This window comes from Pseudomonas sp. BF-R-19 (assembly GCF_019956445.1).
GTDB lineage: Bacteria > Pseudomonadota > Gammaproteobacteria > Pseudomonadales > Pseudomonadaceae > Aquipseudomonas > Aquipseudomonas fluorescens_BH.
This window is the reverse complement of record NZ_JAHBDN010000070.1, coordinates 1-17,096: the sequence shown is the minus strand read 5'-3', so window position 1 is coordinate 17,096 and position 17,096 is coordinate 1. Positions and strand designations below refer to the sequence as shown.

Sequence of the window (17,096 nt, the reverse complement as noted above, 5' to 3'; positions counted from 1 at the left end):
TTGGCTGCCAAGAAAAAACCTGCACCCAAGCGTGGCGCCAGCCGTTACCAAGCTCCTGCAAAGCAACCGATTCCGGGTTGGTTGTGGATGGTCATCGGCCTCACGGTCGGCGCCTTCCTGGTGTTTTTGATGAAACTGGAGCCGGGCAAGGGCAGCGACACGGTCAAGCGTGAAAAAGTCGAGCAACAGCAACAGCAGAAAGCCAGCAAGATCGCCGAGGCCAACAAGACCCCGCCGAGCCCGACGCAGCCGGTGAAGCCGAAGTACGACTTCTACACCTTGCTGCCGGAATCGGAAGTCATCGTGCCGCCGGATGCCGTGCCGGAAAAAACCCTGCCGACGCCGCAAGTACCGGCCATCCCGACAACGCCGGTCACCCCGGCCGAAGCGGCGAAGATCGACACCGCGCGCGCCCAGGCAGCTTTGGCCGGGATTACTCCGCCTCCTGCGCCACCGGTCAAGGCTGCGCCTGTGACGAAGTTTTTCCTGCAGGCTGGCTCGTTCCGCAAAGAGACTGATGCGGACAAGGTGCGGGCGCAGATCATCCTGCTGGGTCAGGCCGTGGCGGTTGAGTCCGGCACGGTAAAAGACGAAACCTGGTATCGGGTACTGGTCGGACCGTTCAGCAACCGCGAACAACTGACGACCGCCCAGAAACAATTGGCGGGCGCCGGCTTCAGCAACTTGCTGTTACAACAACGCCAGAGCCGCTGACTCCTTCAGGATCACCGCGTTATCGTTCTTCGCGAGCAAGCCCGCTCCCACATTCGACCGCATTCCAATGTGGGAGCGGGCTTGCTCGCGAAGGGGCCCTGACAAACACCACAGCCCCATCTGACTCACACCACTCGTCCCCTCTCCCTTCCTACAGTTGAAATCCACTCCAGCACCCCCATATGAATGGTCATAAGGCATTTTCGCCCCGCTGCGTGGAGACTCTTCCCTTGACCACCATCGTTTCAGTTCGCCGCCACGGCAAAGTCGTCATGGGCGGCGACGGCCAGGTTTCCCTTGGTAACACCGTGATGAAAGGCAACGCGAAAAAAGTTCGCCGCCTGTACCACGGTCAGGTCATTGCCGGGTTTGCCGGCGCTACCGCTGACGCCTTTACCCTCTTCGAACGTTTCGAAGGCCAGCTTGAAAAACACCAGGGTCACCTGGTGCGCGCCGCCGTCGAACTCGCTAAAGAATGGCGCACCGACCGCTCCCTGAGCCGCCTCGAAGCCATGCTCGCCGTCGCCAACAAAGACGCCTCCCTGATCATCACCGGCAACGGCGATGTGGTTGAACCCGAAGAAGGCCTGATCGCCATGGGTTCCGGCGGCGGTTACGCCCAGGCCGCTGCCAGCGCGCTGCTGAAGAAAACCGATCTGTCGGCCCGGGAAATCGTCGAAACCGCCCTCGGCATCGCCGCCGACATCTGCGTATTCACCAATCACACCCAGACCATTGAGGAGCAGGACTGCGCCGAGTAAGCCCGTGCAGCCATCGCACCACGGCTCATTCTTGCTTGAGGTCCACTGAATATTATGTCCATGACTCCCCGTGAAATCGTCCACGAACTCAATCGCCATATCATCGGCCAGGACGATGCCAAGCGCGCCGTCGCCATTGCCCTGCGCAACCGCTGGCGCCGCATGCAGCTGCCAGAAGAGCTGCGAGTTGAAGTAACGCCAAAGAACATCCTGATGATCGGCCCGACCGGTGTCGGTAAAACCGAGATCGCCCGTCGCCTGGCAAAACTGGCCAATGCGCCGTTCATCAAGGTCGAAGCGACCAAGTTCACCGAAGTCGGCTATGTCGGCCGCGACGTCGAATCGATCATTCGTGACCTGGCCGATGCCGCGATCAAGCTGTTGCGCGAGCAGGAAATCGTCAAGGTTCGCCACCGTGCCGAGGACGCCGCCGAAGAGCGCATCCTCGACGCCCTGCTGCCACCGGCACGCATGGGCTTCAGCAACGACGATGCCCCGACTGCCGACTCCAACACCCGCCAGCTGTTCCGCAAGCGCCTGCGCGAAGGTCAGCTGGATGACAAGGAGATCGAAATCGAAGTCGCCGAAATGGCCGGCGTCGATATCTCCGCGCCACCGGGCATGGAAGAAATGACCAACCAGCTGCAAAGCCTGTTTGCCAACATGGGCAAGGGCAAGAAGAAAGCCCGCAAGCTCAAGGTCAAGGAAGCGCTGAAACTGGTGCGCGACGAAGAAGCCAGCCGCCTGGTCAACGATGAAGAGTTGAAGGCCAAGGCCCTGGAAGCGGTCGAGCAGCACGGCATCGTGTTCATCGACGAAATCGACAAGGTGGCCAAGCGCGGTAATTCGGGTGGCGTCGATGTGTCCCGTGAAGGCGTGCAGCGCGACCTGCTGCCGCTGATCGAAGGCTGCACCGTCAACACCAAGCTGGGCATGGTCAAGACCGACCACATCCTGTTCATTGCTTCCGGTGCGTTCCACCTGAGCAAGCCGAGCGACCTGGTGCCCGAGCTGCAAGGCCGCCTGCCGATTCGTGTCGAACTCAAGGCCCTGAGCCCGGAAGACTTCGAACGCATCCTCAGCGAGCCTCACGCTTCGCTCACCGAGCAATACTGCGCACTGCTGAAAACCGAAGGCCTGGGCATCGAGTTCCAGCCGAGCGGCATCAAGCGCATTGCGGAGATCGCCTGGCAGGTCAACGAGAAAACCGAAAACATCGGTGCCCGTCGCCTGCACACCCTGCTCGAGCGCCTGCTCGAAGAGGTGTCGTTCAGCGCCGGCGACCTGGCCAGCGTTCATGACGGCAAGGTGATCCAGATCGACGCCGACTACGTCAACAGCCACCTGGGCGAATTGGCACAGAACGAAGACCTGTCCCGTTATATCCTGTAAGCCATACTTACAACGATGACGGACCCTGTGGGAGCGGGCTTGCTCGCGAAAGCGGTCTGACAATCAACATCACTGTTGAATGTTAAGGCCCCTTCGCGAGCAAGCCCGCTCCCACATTTGAATCGGGGTCCCACACACAATCGGACATCCGCTCATGACTCAACTCCCCACCGACATCAAGCTGCACAAAGCCTCGAAAACCCTGTCGCTGAAATACGCGTCCGGCGAGGAATACACCCTGCCCGCCGAGTTCCTGCGCGTGCACTCGCCTTCCGCCGAGGTCCAGGGCCACGGCAAACCCATCCTGCAATTCGGCAAGATCAATGTCGGCATCACCAAGGTAGAACCGGCCGGTCAGTACGCACTGAAACTGACCTTCGACGACGGCCACGACAGCGGCTTGTTCACCTGGGAATATCTGTACGAGCTGGGGCGACGTTATGACGCACTCTGGGAAGATTATCTGGCCGAGCTCAAAGCCGCCGGAAAAACCCGCGATCCGAACGAATCCGTCGTCAAGCTGATGCTCTAATCCGAGCCTCTTGCTCTTTAGAGGGCATTTTCTAATTTCATCTGTTTGAATGCTCCGCTTCAGGGCCGCCGATTGGCCTGCTTGCGAAAAAAATTAAACTCGGGTAACCAATGGAACTGGCAAGTTCCCTGCAGTGCTCTCTGCATTAAAAAAGCAGCGATGCAGTATTAACGGTCACCCCGAGCAGTAGTACCTGGCATTGGCTGTGTGACTACACAGCAGGACCCGGTACTCGTCTCAGGACAATGGAGCGTCGTAGATGAGTAACAAGAATAACGATGACTTGAAGAGTCAAGCCTCGGAAAACACCTTGGGGCTGAATCCTGTCGTTGGACTGCGTGGAAAGGATCTACTGGCTTCTGCTCGAATGGTGCTCAGGCAGGCCATCAAACAACCGATTCACAGCGCCAAACATGTCGCTCATTTCGGCCTTGAACTCAAGAACGTGCTGTTCGGTAAATCCGAGCTGCAACCGGGCAGCGATGACCGTCGCTTTGCGGATCCGGCCTGGAGCCAGAACCCGCTCTACAAACGTTATCTGCAAACCTACCTGGCGTGGCGCAAGGAACTCCACGACTGGATCGACGACAGCAACCTGCCGCCCAAGGACGTCAGCCGCGGGCACTTCGTGATCAACCTGATGACCGAAGCCTTCGCCCCGACCAACACGGCGGCCAACCCGGCGGCGGTCAAGCGCTTCTTCGAAACCGGTGGCAAGAGCCTGCTCGATGGCCTCTCGCATCTGGCCAAGGACCTGGTGCATAACGGCGGCATGCCGAGCCAGGTCAACATGGGCGCATTCGAGGTCGGCAAGACGCTTGGCGTGACCGAGGGTGCGGTGGTCTTTCGCAACGACGTGCTGGAATTGATCCAGTACAAGCCGATCACCGAACAGGTGCATGAACGCCCACTGCTGGTGGTACCGCCGCAGATCAACAAGTTCTACGTTTTCGACCTGAGCCCGGAAAAGAGCCTGGCGCGGTTCTGCCTGCGCAACAACGTGCAGACCTTCATCGTCAGCTGGCGCAACCCGACCAAGGAGCAGCGCGAGTGGGGCCTGTCGACTTACATCGAAGCGCTCAAGGAAGCGGTTGATGTGGTCACCTCGATCACCGGCAGCAAAGACGTGAACATGCTCGGTGCCTGCTCCGGCGGCATCACCTGCACCGCGCTGCTGGGCCACTACGCGGCAATCGGCGAGAACAAGGTCAACGCCCTGACCCTGCTGGTCAGCGTGCTCGACACCACCCTGGACAGCGACGTGGCCCTGTTCGTCGACGAGCAAACCCTCGAAGCCGCCAAGCGTCACTCCTACCAGGCCGGTGTCCTCGAAGGCCGCGACATGGCGAAAGTCTTCGCCTGGATGCGCCCCAACGACCTGATCTGGAACTACTGGGTCAACAACTACCTGTTGGGCAACGAACCGCCGGTATTCGACATTCTGTTCTGGAACAACGACACCACCCGGTTGCCCGCTGCGTTCCATGGCGACCTGATCGAGATGTTCAAAAGTAACCCACTGACCCGTGCCGATGCACTGGAAGTGTGCGGCACGCCAATCGATCTGAAGAAGGTCACCGCCGACATCTTCTCGCTGGCCGGCACCAACGACCACATCACCCCGTGGCGTTCCTGCTACAAATCGGCGCAACTGTTCGGCGGCAACGTTGAATTCGTGCTGTCCAGCAGCGGGCACATCCAGAGCATCCTGAACCCGCCGGGCAATCCGAAATCGCGTTACATGACCAGCACCGAAATGACCGCCAATGCCGATGACTGGCAAGAGGAGTCGACCAAGCACGCCGACTCCTGGTGGCTGCACTGGCAGGCGTGGCAGGCACAGCGTGCGGGCAACCTGAAAAAAGCACCACTGAAGTTGGGCAACAAGGCCTATCCAGCGGGTGAAGCCGCGCCAGGCACCTATGTGCATGAGCGGTAACTGACACACCTCATCCTCCTGTGGGAGCGGGCTTGCTCGCGAAAGCAATTGATCATTCAACATTGATGTCGATTGACCTGACGCATTCGCGAGCAAGCCCGCTCCCACAAGGGGATCGAGGAAGAATTTGAGATAGCGACCCACAGGGCCAGAAGCATGCCGCAACCCTTCATATTCCGTACCGTCGATCTGGATGGCCAGACGCTCCGCACGGCGGTACGCCCCGGCAAGCCTCACTTGACGCCCCTGCTGATTTTCAACGGCATCGGCGCCAACCTGGAGCTGGTGTTTCCGTTCATCGCGGCGCTGGACCCGGACCTGGAAGTCATCGCCTTCGACGTACCCGGCGTCGGCGGTTCGTCGACACCGAACCGGCCGTATCGTTTTCCGAGCCTGGCGAAACTTACGGCGCGGATGCTCGACTATCTCGACTACGGGCAGGTCAACGTCATCGGCGTGTCCTGGGGTGGCGCCCTGGCCCAGCAGTTCGCCTTCGACTATCCGGAGCGCTGCAAGAAACTCGTGCTGGCCGCAACGGCGGCAGGTGCGGTGATGGTGCCGGGCAAACCGAAAGTGCTGTGGATGATGGCCAGCCCGCGACGTTACATCCAGCCGTCCCACGTGATCCGCATTGCGCCGATGATCTACGGTGGTGCGTTCCGTCGCGACCCGACGCTGGCCGCCAGCCATGCGGCCAAGGTGCGTTCAGCGGGCAAGCTCGGTTACTACTGGCAGCTGTTCGCCGGCCTCGGCTGGACCAGCATTCACTGGTTGCACAAGATCCGCCAGCCGACCCTGGTACTGGCCGGCGACGATGACCCACTGATCCCGTTGGTCAACATGCGCTTGCTGGCCTGGCGAATTCCCAACGCCCAGCTGCACATCATCGATGACGGGCATCTGTTCCTGATTACCCGGGCCGAAGCGGTGGCCCCGATCATCATGAAATTCCTGGAAGAGGAGCGCCAGCGCGCGGTGATGCATCCGCGTCCGGCGCCATTGGGCAGCTAAACCGCTGCCTCAGCGGTCGGCAGGACGCCACGCCGCGCAACAACCCGTTACAGCGTCTATGGTGTTCTGGTTCGGTGTATTTGTTTTTGGCCTGAAGACGAAGGAGTGTTGACTCATGCGCGAGAAACCAGCGAGGGATTCCCTGCCGACTCCCGCCGCGTTCATCAATGCACAGAGTGCGATTACCGGCCTGCGCGGTCGGGATCTGTTGTCGACCCTGCGCAGTGTGGCCGCCCATGGCTTGCGCAATCCGGTACACAGCGCCCGACATGCCCTCAAACTCGGCGGTCAACTTGGCCGTGTGCTGCTGGGCGAAACCCTGCATCCGACCAACCCGCAGGACGCTCGCTTCACCGATCCGGCGTGGAGCCTCAACCCGTTTTATCGCCGTAGCCTGCAGGCCTATCTGAGCTGGCAGAAACAGGTCAAGAGCTGGATCGACGAGAGCAACATGAGCCCGGACGACCGCGCCCGCGCCCACTTCGCTTTCGCCCTGCTCAACGATGCCGTATCGCCCTCCAACACCCTGCTCAATCCACTGGCGGTCAAGGAGCTCTTCAATTCCGGCGGTAACAGCCTGGTGCGGGGCATCAGCCATTTGGTGGACGATCTGCTGCACAACGATGGCCTGCCCCGGCAAGTCACCAAGCAAGCGTTCGAGGTTGGCAAGACGGTCGCCACCACCACCGGTGCCGTGGTGTTTCGCAACGAGCTGCTGGAGTTGATCCAGTACAAGCCGATGAGCGAAAAGCAGTATTCCAGGCCCCTGCTGGTGGTGCCGCCGCAAATCAACAAGTACTACATTTTCGATCTGAGCCCCCATAACAGCTTTGTCCAGTACGCCCTGAAAAACGGCCTGCAAACCTTCATGATCAGTTGGCGCAACCCGGATGTGCGTCACCGCGAATGGGGGCTCTCGACCTACGTGGAAGCCGTGGAAGAGGCCATGAATGTCTGCCGGGCGATCACCGGCGCACGCGAGGTCAACCTGATGGGCGCCTGCGCCGGCGGGCTGACCATAGCCGCGTTGCAAGGACACCTGCAGGCCAAGCGGCAGCTGCGCAGGGTGTCCAGCGCGACTTATCTGGTGAGCCTGCTCGACAGTCAGATGGACAGCCCCGCTACGCTGTTCGCCGACGAGCAGACTCTGGAGGCTGCCAAGCGCCGCTCCTATCAGAAAGGTGTACTGGACGGCCGCGACATGGCCAAGGTCTTCGCGTGGATGCGCCCCAACGACTTGATCTGGAGCTACTTCGTCAACAACTACCTGTTGGGCAAGGAGCCACCGGCGTTCGACATTCTCTACTGGAACAACGACAACACACGCCTGCCGGCCGCCCTGCATGGCGACCTGCTGGACTTCTTCAAGCACAACCCGCTGACCCACCCGGGCGGGCTGGAAGTGTGTGGCACGCCGATCGATTTGCAAAAGGTCACCGTCGACAGCTTCAGCGTCGCCGGTATCAACGATCACATCACACCGTGGGACGCGGTGTATCGCTCGACGCTGTTGCTCGGTGGCGAGCGACGCTTCGTGCTGTCCAACAGCGGTCATGTGCAGAGCATCCTCAACCCGCCGAGCAACCCGAAAGCCAACTACGTCGAGAATGGCAAACTGAGCAGCGACCCCCGAGCCTGGTACTACGACGCCAAGCATGTCGACGGCAGCTGGTGGACCCAATGGCTGAGCTGGATTCAGGAACGTTCCGGCGCGCAGAAGGAAACCCACATGGCGCTCGGCAACCAGAACTATCCACCGATGGAGGCAGCACCCGGTACTTACGTGCGCGTGCGCTGACGTTCAACGAGCCACGGCCTCTGCCGGCCGTGGCAAGACCCGATCATTAAGAAGACTGGATGAAAACCCGCGACCGGATCCTCGAATGTGCCCTGCAGTTGTTCAATCAAAAGGGCGAACCGAATGTCTCCACCATGGAAGTTGCCAATGAGATGGGCATCAGCCCGGGCAACCTCTACTACCACTTCCACGGCAAGGAACCGCTGATTCTCGGGCTGTTCGAGCGTTTTCAGGGCGAACTGGCGCCCTTGCTCGATCCACCGGCCGATGCTGAACTGGCACCCGAAGAATACTGGCTGTTCCTGCACCTGATCGTCGAACGCCTGTCCCACTACCGGTTCCTGTTCCAGGACCTGTCGAACCTCGCCGGGCGTCTGCCGAAACTGGCCAAGGGCATTCGCAACCTGCTCAATGCACTCAAGCGCACACTGGCATCGCTGCTGGCACGATTGCAGGCGCAAGGGCTGCTGGTCAGCGATACCCAGGCACTGGGGCAACTGGTGGAACAGATCACCATGACCCTGCTGTTCTCGCTGGATTACCAGCGGATTCTTGATCGTCAGGGCGAGGTGCGATTGGTGGTTTACCAGATCATGATGCTGGTGGCGCCGCACCTGCTGCCGTCGATGAAGGCTGCAACCGAACAGATGGCAATGGAGTATCTGGAAGACCACGAATAACCCTGACCACATCGAAACCCTGCGGGAGCGAGCTTGCTCGCGATGGCGTCTGTTCAGCCAACATCAATGTTGAATGTGATGGCCTCATCGCGAGCAAGCTCGCTCCCACAGTGGGCTTGTGTCGCTCAGAGATTCGCGCACAAACAAAAACGCCCGGCCTTCACAGGCCGGGCGTTTTCTTGAGCCCTGAAAATCAGGACTGACTGGTTGGCGTCGATGGAGCCGGCGCGACAGTCGGGGTGACAGCAGGGGTCGGTGCGGTAGCGGAGTTCGATGCGCTGACCGGAGCTGCCGGCGTTGCCGGTTTGGCAGCTGCCACTGCTGGTTTTGGCGCGGCGGCTTTTGGAGCGGCCGGCTTTTTCACCGCTGGTTTTTTCGCCGCAACGGGTTTGGCCGCTGCAGTTTTCGCTGCAGGCTTGGCGGCCGGTTTAGCCGCTGGTTTGGCGGCGGCTTTTGCGGCGGCCGGTTTGGCGGCTGCAGTTTTAGCCGCAGGCTTGGCAACAGGTTTGGCCGCTGCTTTTGCCAGTGGCTTGGCTGCGGTTTTGGCGGCCGGCTTGGCAGCAGGCTTGGCTGCCGCGGTTTTCGCCGCAACAGGCGCAACCTTGGCACCGGTCAGTTTTTCGATTTGCTTGGTCAGGGTATCGACCTTGCTGTGCAGTGCCTTGACTTCGTTGCGGCTCGGTACGCCCAGACGCGAAATGGCGCTGTTCAGACGCTTGTCGAAAGCACCTTCCAGCTCATCCCACTTGCCCAGTGCGCGATCTTTCACGCCGCTGATACGCGACTTGGCCGAAGAAGCGGAGTCCTTGGCGGCGTCGACAGTCTTGCCAACAGCGCTCTTGGTGAGCTTCTCGGCTTTCTCGCCGTCCTTAACCAATGCATCGAAGAGTTTGCTGCCGTCAGTGTCGATCTTCGAGTACACGCCTAAACCAGCCAGCCAGATTTTTCGGGAGTAATCTTCAACCTTCCCGATCCACGAGCTGCCTTCTTTTTCGGTGTTCTTTTTAACAGCCATCCCGTTCTCCTTAAGATTTACGCGCGACACGTTCGAGCAATGCCGTCAGCTCATCGAGCTTAGCAGAGAGTGCCTCAACGTCATGTTTAGACGGAATACCGATACGATTCAAGGCACTTGCGACACGCGTGTCAAACGCCTTCTCGACCTTGTCGAGTTGAACTTCGACGCGGCCTTTGAAAGTACTGACTTCACTCTTGGCTTCATCGATCTCGGCATTGGCCGCTTCAAGTTTCTCAGCAACTACCTTTTTGCCTTTTTTTTCAACAACCTGACCCGCTTTGATCAGCTCTTGAAAGTACTCGCTACCCTCTTGGCCGACCTTGGTGTAGGCACCCAGGCCTGCCAGCCAGATCTTGCGGGCATAGGATTTGACGTCGCTCAGCGTGCCGGTCGACGGGTCGATTTTTTTCTTCAAAATAACTTTGGCCATGGTGCACCTCACGCGCAGAAGGTTTGAGGAACTGCCCGGGTAAGTGTCGGGCTCTGGCACAAAGTAGGGAGAAAAATTAGAAACGGCACCCTAACAAATGACATAAAGCCTTGGTCACACCACAAACCAAAATGTGGGAGCGGGCTTGCTCGCGAAAGCGGTGTATCAGTTGATAGAAATTTCACTGACACACCGCTTTCGCGAGCAAGCCCGCTCCCACAGGGGATCTCATTTCAAGGGGAAGTCAGACCAGGACCTTATCCAGCGCCTTTTCGATTTCCGCTTTGATCATGCCGCTCATGGCCGACATCATCAGGCCCAGTTCCACGTCGACCTTGATCGAGTCTTCACTGATATGCACTGCGCCCTTAACACCCGAGCGCTTGAGGTTCAGGGTGTCGCCGGACCACTGCGGCTCCAGGCCATACTGGTCGGAAAGTTTCTGCGCCAGCTTGTCGGCCTTTTCGCGAGCGGCTTCCTTACCCAGGCCATGGGCACGTTCAACACTAATACGGGCCATCGAATGACTCCTGCTTTATGGATGCTTTCTCGAGGCATCTTGACCTCTGCTGCGTCAAAACGTCCCGATGGTTGCCCATCTTACCTTCAGCCTTGCCAAGACAAAGCATGCCTTGGGGATTAGAATGTCGCGCATTCTCTTTTGGTGACAGCGATATGACTGATCAGCGCAAAGGCAACGATGCCGAACCCACCACTCACTTCGGTTTCAAAAACGTTCCGGAAAGCCAGAAAGCGGAAAAAGTCGCTGAAGTTTTCCACTCGGTAGCCGCCAAGTATGACCTGATGAACGACCTTCTGTCGGGCGGTATGCACCGTCTGTGGAAGCGCTTTGCGATCGAACTGTCGGGCGTTCGCGCCGGTAACCGCGTGCTGGACATCGCCGGCGGTACCGGCGATCTGACCCGCAAGTTCTCGCATCTGGTAGGCCCGACCGGCCAGGTCGTATTGGCCGACATCAACGAATCCATGCTCAAGGTCGGTCGTGACCGCCTGCTGGACCTCGGTGTGGCCGGCAACGTCGAATTCGTCCAGGCCGACGCGGAAAAGCTGCCGTTCCCGGACAACCATTTCGACTGCGTGACCATCGCCTTCGGCCTGCGCAACGTGACCCACAAGGAAGATGCCCTGCGCTCGATGCTGCGCGTGCTCAAACCTGGTGGCCGCCTGTTGGTGCTGGAATTCTCCAAGCCGACCAACGCGCTGATGTCCAAGGCCTACGACGCCTACTCGTTCGCCTTCATGCCGCTGATGGGCAAGCTGATCACCAATGACTCGGAAAGCTATCGCTACCTGGCCGAATCGATCCGCATGCACCCGAACCAGGAAACCCTGAAGTCGATGATGGTCGAGGCCGGTTTCGACCGCGTGACCTATCACAACATGACCGCAGGCATCGTTGCCCTGCACCGCGGCATCAAACCCTGATGCTGCTCGCCGGCCTGCTCGCCAGCGTTGAAGTCGGCCTGAACCGGGTGCTGCGCCTCGACAGCACGGCGCTGCCGCGGCTGGCGCATTTGAGCGGCAGAGTGATTGCCATCGACTGTCGCAGCCCGGCGCTGCAACTGTTCATCCTGCCCAGCGACGAAGGCCTGATGCTCGCCTCCCAGTGGGAAACCGGCGCCGACTGCACCTTGCGTGCACCGGCCTCGAGCCTGCTGAAGCTGGCCATGAGCAAGGACAAGACCTCGATCCTGCACAGCCCTGAAGTCGAACTCGACGGCGACAGCGGCGTGCTGCTGGAACTGGCGGCGATCCTCCAGGACCTTGAGCTGGACTGGGAGTACGAACTCGCACGCGTGCTGGGCCCGGTGGCCACGCAACTGGTCGGCGGTCACCTGCGCAGCCGCGCCCGCTGGTATCAGCAAGGCTTTGCCAGCCTGGGCCAGAACCTGGGCGAATACCTGGCCGAAGAATCGCGCACCCTCGTCGGCCAGCGCGAAGCCGAAGCCCGATTCAGTGAACTGGACCAGATCAAGCTCGATCTGGAACGTCTCGAGGCGCGTTTCGAGCGCCTTTCCCGATCCCTCGACCCAAGCGATAACGCATGAAGCTGCTTGCCGTCCGCCGTTTGTTGCGCATTCAGCGCGTCGTGATCCGCTACCGCCTCGATGACCTGCTGTTCGCCCTGCCGCTGCCCTGGTTCTTGCGGGCGCTGCGTTATGCCTTGCCGTGGCGCTGGTTCCCGCGCAAGACCCTGGACCTGAGCCGTGGCGCGCGCTTGCGCCTGGCGTTGCAAGACCTGGGGCCGATCTTCATCAAGTTCGGGCAGATCCTGTCCACCCGTCGCGACCTGTTGCCCGAAGACATCGCCGACGAACTGATGAAGCTGCAGGACCGCGTACCGCCGTTCGACTCGCAAGTGTCGGTCAAACTGATCGAAGAACAGCTGGGCAAGAAAATCAGCGACGTGTTCAGCCGTTTCGACGTCGAGCCGCTGGCCTCGGCCTCGGTGGCGCAGGTACATGCCGCGCAACTGAAAACCGGTGAAGAAGTGGTGGTCAAGGTGATCCGCCCGGGCCTCAAACCGGTGATCGCCCAGGACCTGGCGTGGCTGTTCATCCTCGCCCGCGCCGCCGAAACACTCTCCGCCGATGCGCGCCTGCTGCACCCGGTGGACGTGGTCAGCGATTACGAAAAAACCATCTACGACGAACTCGACCTGTTGCGCGAGGCGGCCAACGCCAGCCAGTTGAAGCGCAACTTCGACGGCTCGCCGCTGCTGTACGTGCCGCAAGTCTATTGGGACTGGTGCCGGCCGAAAGTGCTGGTAATGGAACGCATCTACGGCATTCAGGTCACCGATCTGGCGACCCTGGCCGACCAGCGCACCGACATGAAAATGCTCGCCGAACGTGGCGTGGAGATTTTCTTCACCCAGGTGTTCCGCGACAGCTTCTTCCACGCCGACATGCACCCCGGCAACATTTTCGTCAGCACCGTGAACCCGTGGAGCCCGCAATACATTGCGATCGACTGCGGCATCGTCGGCAGCCTGACCCCGGAAGACCAGGATTACCTGGCGCGCAACCTGTTCGCCTTCTTCAAGCGCGATTACCGTCGCGTGGCGCAGTTGCACATCGATTCGGGCTGGGTGCCGGCGGAAACCAAACTCAACGAATTCGAAGCAGCGATCCGTACCGTGTGCGAGCCGATCTTCGAAAAACCGTTAAAAGATATTTCCTTCGGCCAGGTGCTGATGCGCCTGTTCCAGACCGCACGCCGCTTCAACATGGAAGTGCAGCCACAGTTGGTCCTGCTGCAAAAAACCCTGCTGAACATCGAAGGCCTGGGCCGTCAGCTGTACCCGGACCTCGATCTGTGGAACACCGCGCAGCCGTTCCTCGAACGCTGGATGCGCGAGCGGGTCAGCCCCAAAGCCCTGCTCGGCAACGTGCACAGCCAGTTCGAACAGATCCCGCACCTGGCCAACATGGCCCGCGACCTGCTCGAACGCATGTCCCAACCCTACGCCTACGTCCCGCCGCCAGCGTGGCATCGACGCCGTGACGACTGGTTCCTGCGCCTGCTCGGTACGGCCCATCTGGCCGGTGGCGCCATCCTTGCCGCTGGCGGACCGCTGAATCAGTTGGACTATTGGCCAGCTGGCATCATGATGGCGGTCGGTTTGTATCTGGTCGTGCGCCGATAGCCAGTCGCGCAACACGCTGGCACACTGTTTGGACGCTGCATTGAACGTAGGCCCCCCGATTATTGAAGTGCGGGCCCGTATCGGAGTCGTAGATGAAAAACTGGCTGGACGAGATCAAGTGGGACGCTGACGGCCTGGTGCCGGCCATCGCCCAGGATCACAAGACCGGGCGCGTCCTGATGATGGCCTGGATGAACCGCGAAGCACTGGAACTGACCGCTGCCGAGAACCGCGCCATTTACTGGTCACGCTCCCGTGGCAAGCTATGGCGCAAGGGCGAAGAGTCCGGCCATGTGCAAACCCTGCACGAGATGCGCCTGGACTGCGACGCCGACGTCATCATCCTGATGGTCGAGCAGATCGGCGACATCGCCTGTCATACCGGCCGCCAGAGCTGCTTCTACCGCGTCTATGAGAACGGCGACTGGACAACCGTCGACCCGGTCCTGAAAGATCCGCACGCCATCTATTCCGCAGGGCATAAACATGAGTGACACTCTCACCCGCCTCGCCGAGGTACTGGAGGAGCGCAAAGGCGCCGCCGCCGACAGCTCGTACGTCGCCAGCCTGTACCACAAGGGCTTGAACAAGATTCTGGAAAAAGTCGGCGAAGAGTCGGTCGAAACCATCATTGCCGCCAAGGACGCCGCCATCAGCGGCGACTGCAGCGATGTGATCTACGAAACCGCCGATCTGTGGTTCCACAGCATGGTCATGCTCGCCCAATTGGGGCAGCATCCACAGGCTGTACTCGATGAACTGGACCGTCGTTTCGGTCTCTCCGGACACGCCGAGAAAGCCTCGCGCCCGTCCGCCTGAATAACTATTAGAGAGGAGCAGCAGCATGGGCATTTTTGACTGGAAACACTGGATCGTCATCCTGGTTGTCGTGGTACTGGTGTTCGGCACCAAGAAACTGAAAAACCTCGGCACCGACGTCGGCGAGTCGATCAAGGGCTTCAAGAAAGCCATGAACGACGACGAAAAGCCGGCCGATCCGAATGCGACCCCGGCCCAACCGGTTCCACCGGTTCAGCCACAGGCATCCGTGAACCAGCCGCACACCATCGACGTGCAGGCACAGAAAGTCGAAGAGCCGATCCGCAAAGACGTGTGAGCACTGACTAATGTTTGGTATCAGCTTCTCTGAACTGCTGCTCGTCGGCCTCGTCGCCCTGCTGGTGCTGGGCCCCGAGCGCTTGCCGGGCGCTGCGCGCACCGCTGGCCTGTGGGTCGGGCGTCTGAAGCGCAGCTTCAACGCAATCAAACAGGAAGTTGAACGTGAAATCGGTGCCGACGAGATTCGTCGGCAACTGCACAACGAGCACATCCTGTCGCTTGAGCAGGAGGCGCGGAAGATCTTCACGCCGACCCAGCAGGAGCCGACGCCGGTGGAGCACGTGGGTGCGCAGACGATTCATGCGCCTGCCGCTGCCGTCGACCCGACACCTGCTCCCGTTGTCGCGCCTGTCGAGCCCGCGCCTGTTGTTGCAGCCACTCCGGTTGAACCCGTTACACCCGCGGCTGCGCCCGTTGCGCCGGCCCCTCATGACCCAACACTGCCGCCGCGAGCCCCATGAGCGATCTTCCTGAAAACGACCAGCACATGCCGCTGGTTTCGCACCTCACCGAGTTGCGTACCCGTCTGCTGCGCTGCGTAGCGGCGATCTTCATCATCTTTGCCGGGCTGTTCGCCTTCACCCAGCAGATCTACACCTTCGTCTCCACGCCACTGCGCGCGTACCTGCCCGCCGGCGCGACGATGATTGCCACCGACGTGTCGTCGCCGTTCCTGACGCCACTGAAGCTGACGATGATGGTTTCGCTGTTCCTGGCGATCCCGGTGATCCTGCACCAGATCTGGGGTTTCATCGCCCCGGGCCTGTACAAGCATGAAAAACGCATCGCCGTGCCCTTGCTGGTCTCCAGCATCTTTCTGTTCTACGCCGGCATGGCGTTCGCCTATTTCCTGGTGTTCCCGCTGATCTTCAAGTTCTTCGCCGCCGCCACCCCGGCCGGCGTGGAAATGATGACCGACATCACCAGCTACCTCGATTTCGTCATGACGCTGTTCTTCGCCTTTGGCGTGGCGTTCGAAATCCCGGTGGCCGTGGTGCTGCTGGTGTGGATCGGCGTGGTCGACGTCAAGTACCTGAAGAAGATCCGCCCGTACGTGATCATCGGCTGCTTCGTGGTCGGCATGATCCTGACGCCGCCGGACATCTTCTCGCAGACCCTGCTGGCCGTGCCGATGTGGCTGTTGTTCGAGATTGGCATCCTGTTTGGCAGCCTGATCAGCAAACGTGGCGAGCACCCGGATGATCAGTCGGCTGACGACCATAACGACCAGCCGCCAGCGACCCAAGCGTGAACCTGCTGCTCCTCATCGATGCCGATTTCATTGCGGCCGACCGGGTGGTCCTGCGTGATCGCCGGTTGACCCACATGCAGGAAGTCCACCGCTGCGAAGTCGGTGACAGCATGCGCGTCGGGCGGATCGGCGGGCTGATGGGCTCGGCCGAAGTGCTGCGCCTGGACGCCAACGAAGCGGAATTGCGCGTCACCCTCGACCAGCCGCCACCAGCCAAGCTGCCATTGACCCTGGTATTGGCCCTGCCACGGCCCAAGATGCTGCGCAGGGTGTTCCAGACCGTGGCGGCCATGGGTGTGCCACGGATCGTGCTGGTCAACAGCTATCGCGTCGAGAAGAGCTTCTGGCAGACCCCCTTCCTGGAACCAGAGGCGATTCGCGAGCAGTTGATCCTCGGCCTCGAACAGGCGCGGGACAGCGTGCTGCCGGAAGTCGTGATTGAGAAGCGCTTCAAGCCCTTCGTCGAAGACCGTCTGCCCGCGATCACCGAAGGCACCCTCGGCCTGGTGGGGCATCCGGGCAATTACCCGCCCTGCCCTCGCGCACTCAGCGAACCGGTGACCCTGGCCATCGGCCCGGAGGGTGGCTGGATTCCCTACGAAATCGACCTGCTGGGCAAGTCCGGCCTGCAACCGGTGCAACTGGGCGAGCGCATCCTGCGCGTCGAAACCGCCGTGACCGCGCTGCTGGCACGCCTTTTCTAAATCCCCTACACAATTCCCCCTGTGGGAGCGGGCTTGCTCGCGAAGGCGGTGTATCAGCTGTCTCTTATACACATCT

The 17,096-nt window shown here is 60.4% G+C and carries 20 protein-coding genes; 17 read left to right on the top strand and 3 right to left on the bottom strand.

Annotated elements, in window-relative coordinates; all coding sequences use genetic code 11:
* From KGB28_RS20055 to KGB28_RS20020, 8 genes are all read left to right on the top strand, one after another.
* Positions 1-714 carry an SPOR domain-containing protein gene (locus tag KGB28_RS20055; RefSeq protein ID WP_057712359.1) on the top strand — a complete coding sequence of 238 codons (714 nt, stop codon included), beginning with the start codon at positions 1-3 and terminating at the stop codon, positions 712-714.
* Between the two features lie 230 nt (positions 715-944).
* A complete protein-coding gene (gene hslV, locus KGB28_RS20050) occupies positions 945-1,475 on the top strand; it encodes an ATP-dependent protease subunit HslV (RefSeq protein WP_046031180.1) in 531 nt (176 codons plus the stop codon).
* Positions 1,476-1,529: 54 nt separating this feature from the next.
* Complete coding sequence (gene hslU / locus KGB28_RS20045) at positions 1,530-2,867, top strand: HslU--HslV peptidase ATPase subunit (protein ID WP_008047842.1); 1,338 nt, start codon at positions 1,530-1,532, stop codon at positions 2,865-2,867.
* Between the two features lie 154 nt (positions 2,868-3,021).
* A complete protein-coding gene (locus tag KGB28_RS20040) occupies positions 3,022-3,399 on the top strand; it encodes a gamma-butyrobetaine hydroxylase-like domain-containing protein (RefSeq protein ID WP_223447400.1) in 378 nt (125 codons plus the stop codon).
* 259 nt (positions 3,400-3,658) lie between these two features.
* Positions 3,659-5,338, top strand: coding sequence for a class II poly(R)-hydroxyalkanoic acid synthase (phaC, locus tag KGB28_RS20035; RefSeq protein WP_223447398.1), 1,680 nt, complete (start codon positions 3,659-3,661; stop codon positions 5,336-5,338).
* A 156-nt stretch (positions 5,339-5,494) separates the two neighbouring features.
* Positions 5,495-6,349 (top strand): poly(3-hydroxyalkanoate) depolymerase, encoded by an 855-nt coding sequence (phaZ, locus tag KGB28_RS20030; protein ID WP_150726566.1) that lies wholly within the window; start codon positions 5,495-5,497, stop codon positions 6,347-6,349.
* A gap of 115 nt (positions 6,350-6,464) precedes the next feature.
* Positions 6,465-8,147, top strand: coding sequence for a class II poly(R)-hydroxyalkanoic acid synthase (gene phaC / locus KGB28_RS20025; RefSeq protein ID WP_223447396.1), 1,683 nt, complete (start codon positions 6,465-6,467; stop codon positions 8,145-8,147).
* 59 nt (positions 8,148-8,206) lie between these two features.
* On the top strand, positions 8,207-8,827 hold the full coding sequence (locus KGB28_RS20020) for a TetR/AcrR family transcriptional regulator (protein WP_223447394.1): 621 nt from the start codon (positions 8,207-8,209) through the stop codon (positions 8,825-8,827).
* Positions 8,828-9,020: 193 nt separating this feature from the next.
* Here KGB28_RS20020 and KGB28_RS20015 read toward each other — a convergent pair whose 3' ends face one another.
* The 3 genes from KGB28_RS20015 to KGB28_RS20005 form a co-directional block, all read right to left on the bottom strand.
* On the bottom strand, positions 9,021-9,842 hold the full coding sequence (locus KGB28_RS20015) for a phasin family protein (protein ID WP_223447392.1): 822 nt from the start codon (positions 9,840-9,842) through the stop codon (positions 9,021-9,023).
* A 10-nt stretch (positions 9,843-9,852) separates the two neighbouring features.
* Positions 9,853-10,275, bottom strand: coding sequence for a phasin family protein (locus KGB28_RS20010; RefSeq protein WP_150726562.1), 423 nt, complete (start codon positions 10,273-10,275; stop codon positions 9,853-9,855).
* 244 nt (positions 10,276-10,519) lie between these two features.
* Complete coding sequence (locus KGB28_RS20005; protein WP_150756793.1) at positions 10,520-10,795, bottom strand: polyhydroxyalkanoic acid system family protein; 276 nt, start codon at positions 10,793-10,795, stop codon at positions 10,520-10,522.
* 155 nt (positions 10,796-10,950) lie between these two features.
* Here KGB28_RS20005 and ubiE point away from each other — a divergent pair, with 155 nt between their 5' ends.
* From ubiE to KGB28_RS19960, 9 genes are all read left to right on the top strand, one after another.
* The gene (gene ubiE / locus KGB28_RS20000; RefSeq protein WP_223447390.1) at positions 10,951-11,721 is read left to right on the top strand and encodes a bifunctional demethylmenaquinone methyltransferase/2-methoxy-6-polyprenyl-1,4-benzoquinol methylase UbiE; all 771 of its coding nucleotides are present in this window, start codon (positions 10,951-10,953) and stop codon (positions 11,719-11,721) included.
* Positions 11,721-12,344, top strand: a complete 624-nt coding sequence (locus tag KGB28_RS19995) for an SCP2 domain-containing protein (RefSeq protein ID WP_223447388.1) — start codon at positions 11,721-11,723, stop codon at positions 12,342-12,344. Before ubiE ends, KGB28_RS19995 begins: the two co-directional genes overlap by 1 nt.
* On the top strand, positions 12,341-13,945 hold the full coding sequence (gene ubiB / locus KGB28_RS19990; RefSeq protein WP_223447386.1) for a ubiquinone biosynthesis regulatory protein kinase UbiB: 1,605 nt from the start codon (positions 12,341-12,343) through the stop codon (positions 13,943-13,945). The genes KGB28_RS19995 and ubiB overlap by 4 nt, the downstream gene beginning before the upstream one ends.
* 92 nt (positions 13,946-14,037) lie before the next feature.
* Positions 14,038-14,439, top strand: a complete 402-nt coding sequence (gene hisI / locus KGB28_RS19985) for a phosphoribosyl-AMP cyclohydrolase (RefSeq protein WP_007989281.1) — start codon at positions 14,038-14,040, stop codon at positions 14,437-14,439.
* Positions 14,432-14,764 carry a phosphoribosyl-ATP diphosphatase gene (locus tag KGB28_RS19980; protein WP_008047820.1) on the top strand — a complete coding sequence of 111 codons (333 nt, stop codon included), beginning with the start codon at positions 14,432-14,434 and terminating at the stop codon, positions 14,762-14,764. Before hisI ends, KGB28_RS19980 begins: the two co-directional genes overlap by 8 nt.
* Positions 14,765-14,789: 25 nt before the next feature.
* Positions 14,790-15,062 carry a twin-arginine translocase TatA/TatE family subunit gene (locus KGB28_RS19975; protein WP_007989280.1) on the top strand — a complete coding sequence of 91 codons (273 nt, stop codon included), beginning with the start codon at positions 14,790-14,792 and terminating at the stop codon, positions 15,060-15,062.
* 10 nt (positions 15,063-15,072) lie between these two features.
* Complete coding sequence (gene tatB, locus KGB28_RS19970) at positions 15,073-15,525, top strand: Sec-independent protein translocase protein TatB (protein ID WP_150755665.1); 453 nt, start codon at positions 15,073-15,075, stop codon at positions 15,523-15,525.
* On the top strand, positions 15,522-16,316 hold the full coding sequence (tatC, locus tag KGB28_RS19965) for a twin-arginine translocase subunit TatC (RefSeq protein WP_223447383.1): 795 nt from the start codon (positions 15,522-15,524) through the stop codon (positions 16,314-16,316). The genes tatB and tatC overlap by 4 nt, the downstream gene beginning before the upstream one ends.
* A complete protein-coding gene (locus KGB28_RS19960; RefSeq protein ID WP_223447381.1) occupies positions 16,313-17,020 on the top strand; it encodes a 16S rRNA (uracil(1498)-N(3))-methyltransferase in 708 nt (235 codons plus the stop codon). The genes tatC and KGB28_RS19960 overlap by 4 nt, the downstream gene beginning before the upstream one ends.
* Positions 17,021-17,096 lie beyond the last annotated feature (76 nt).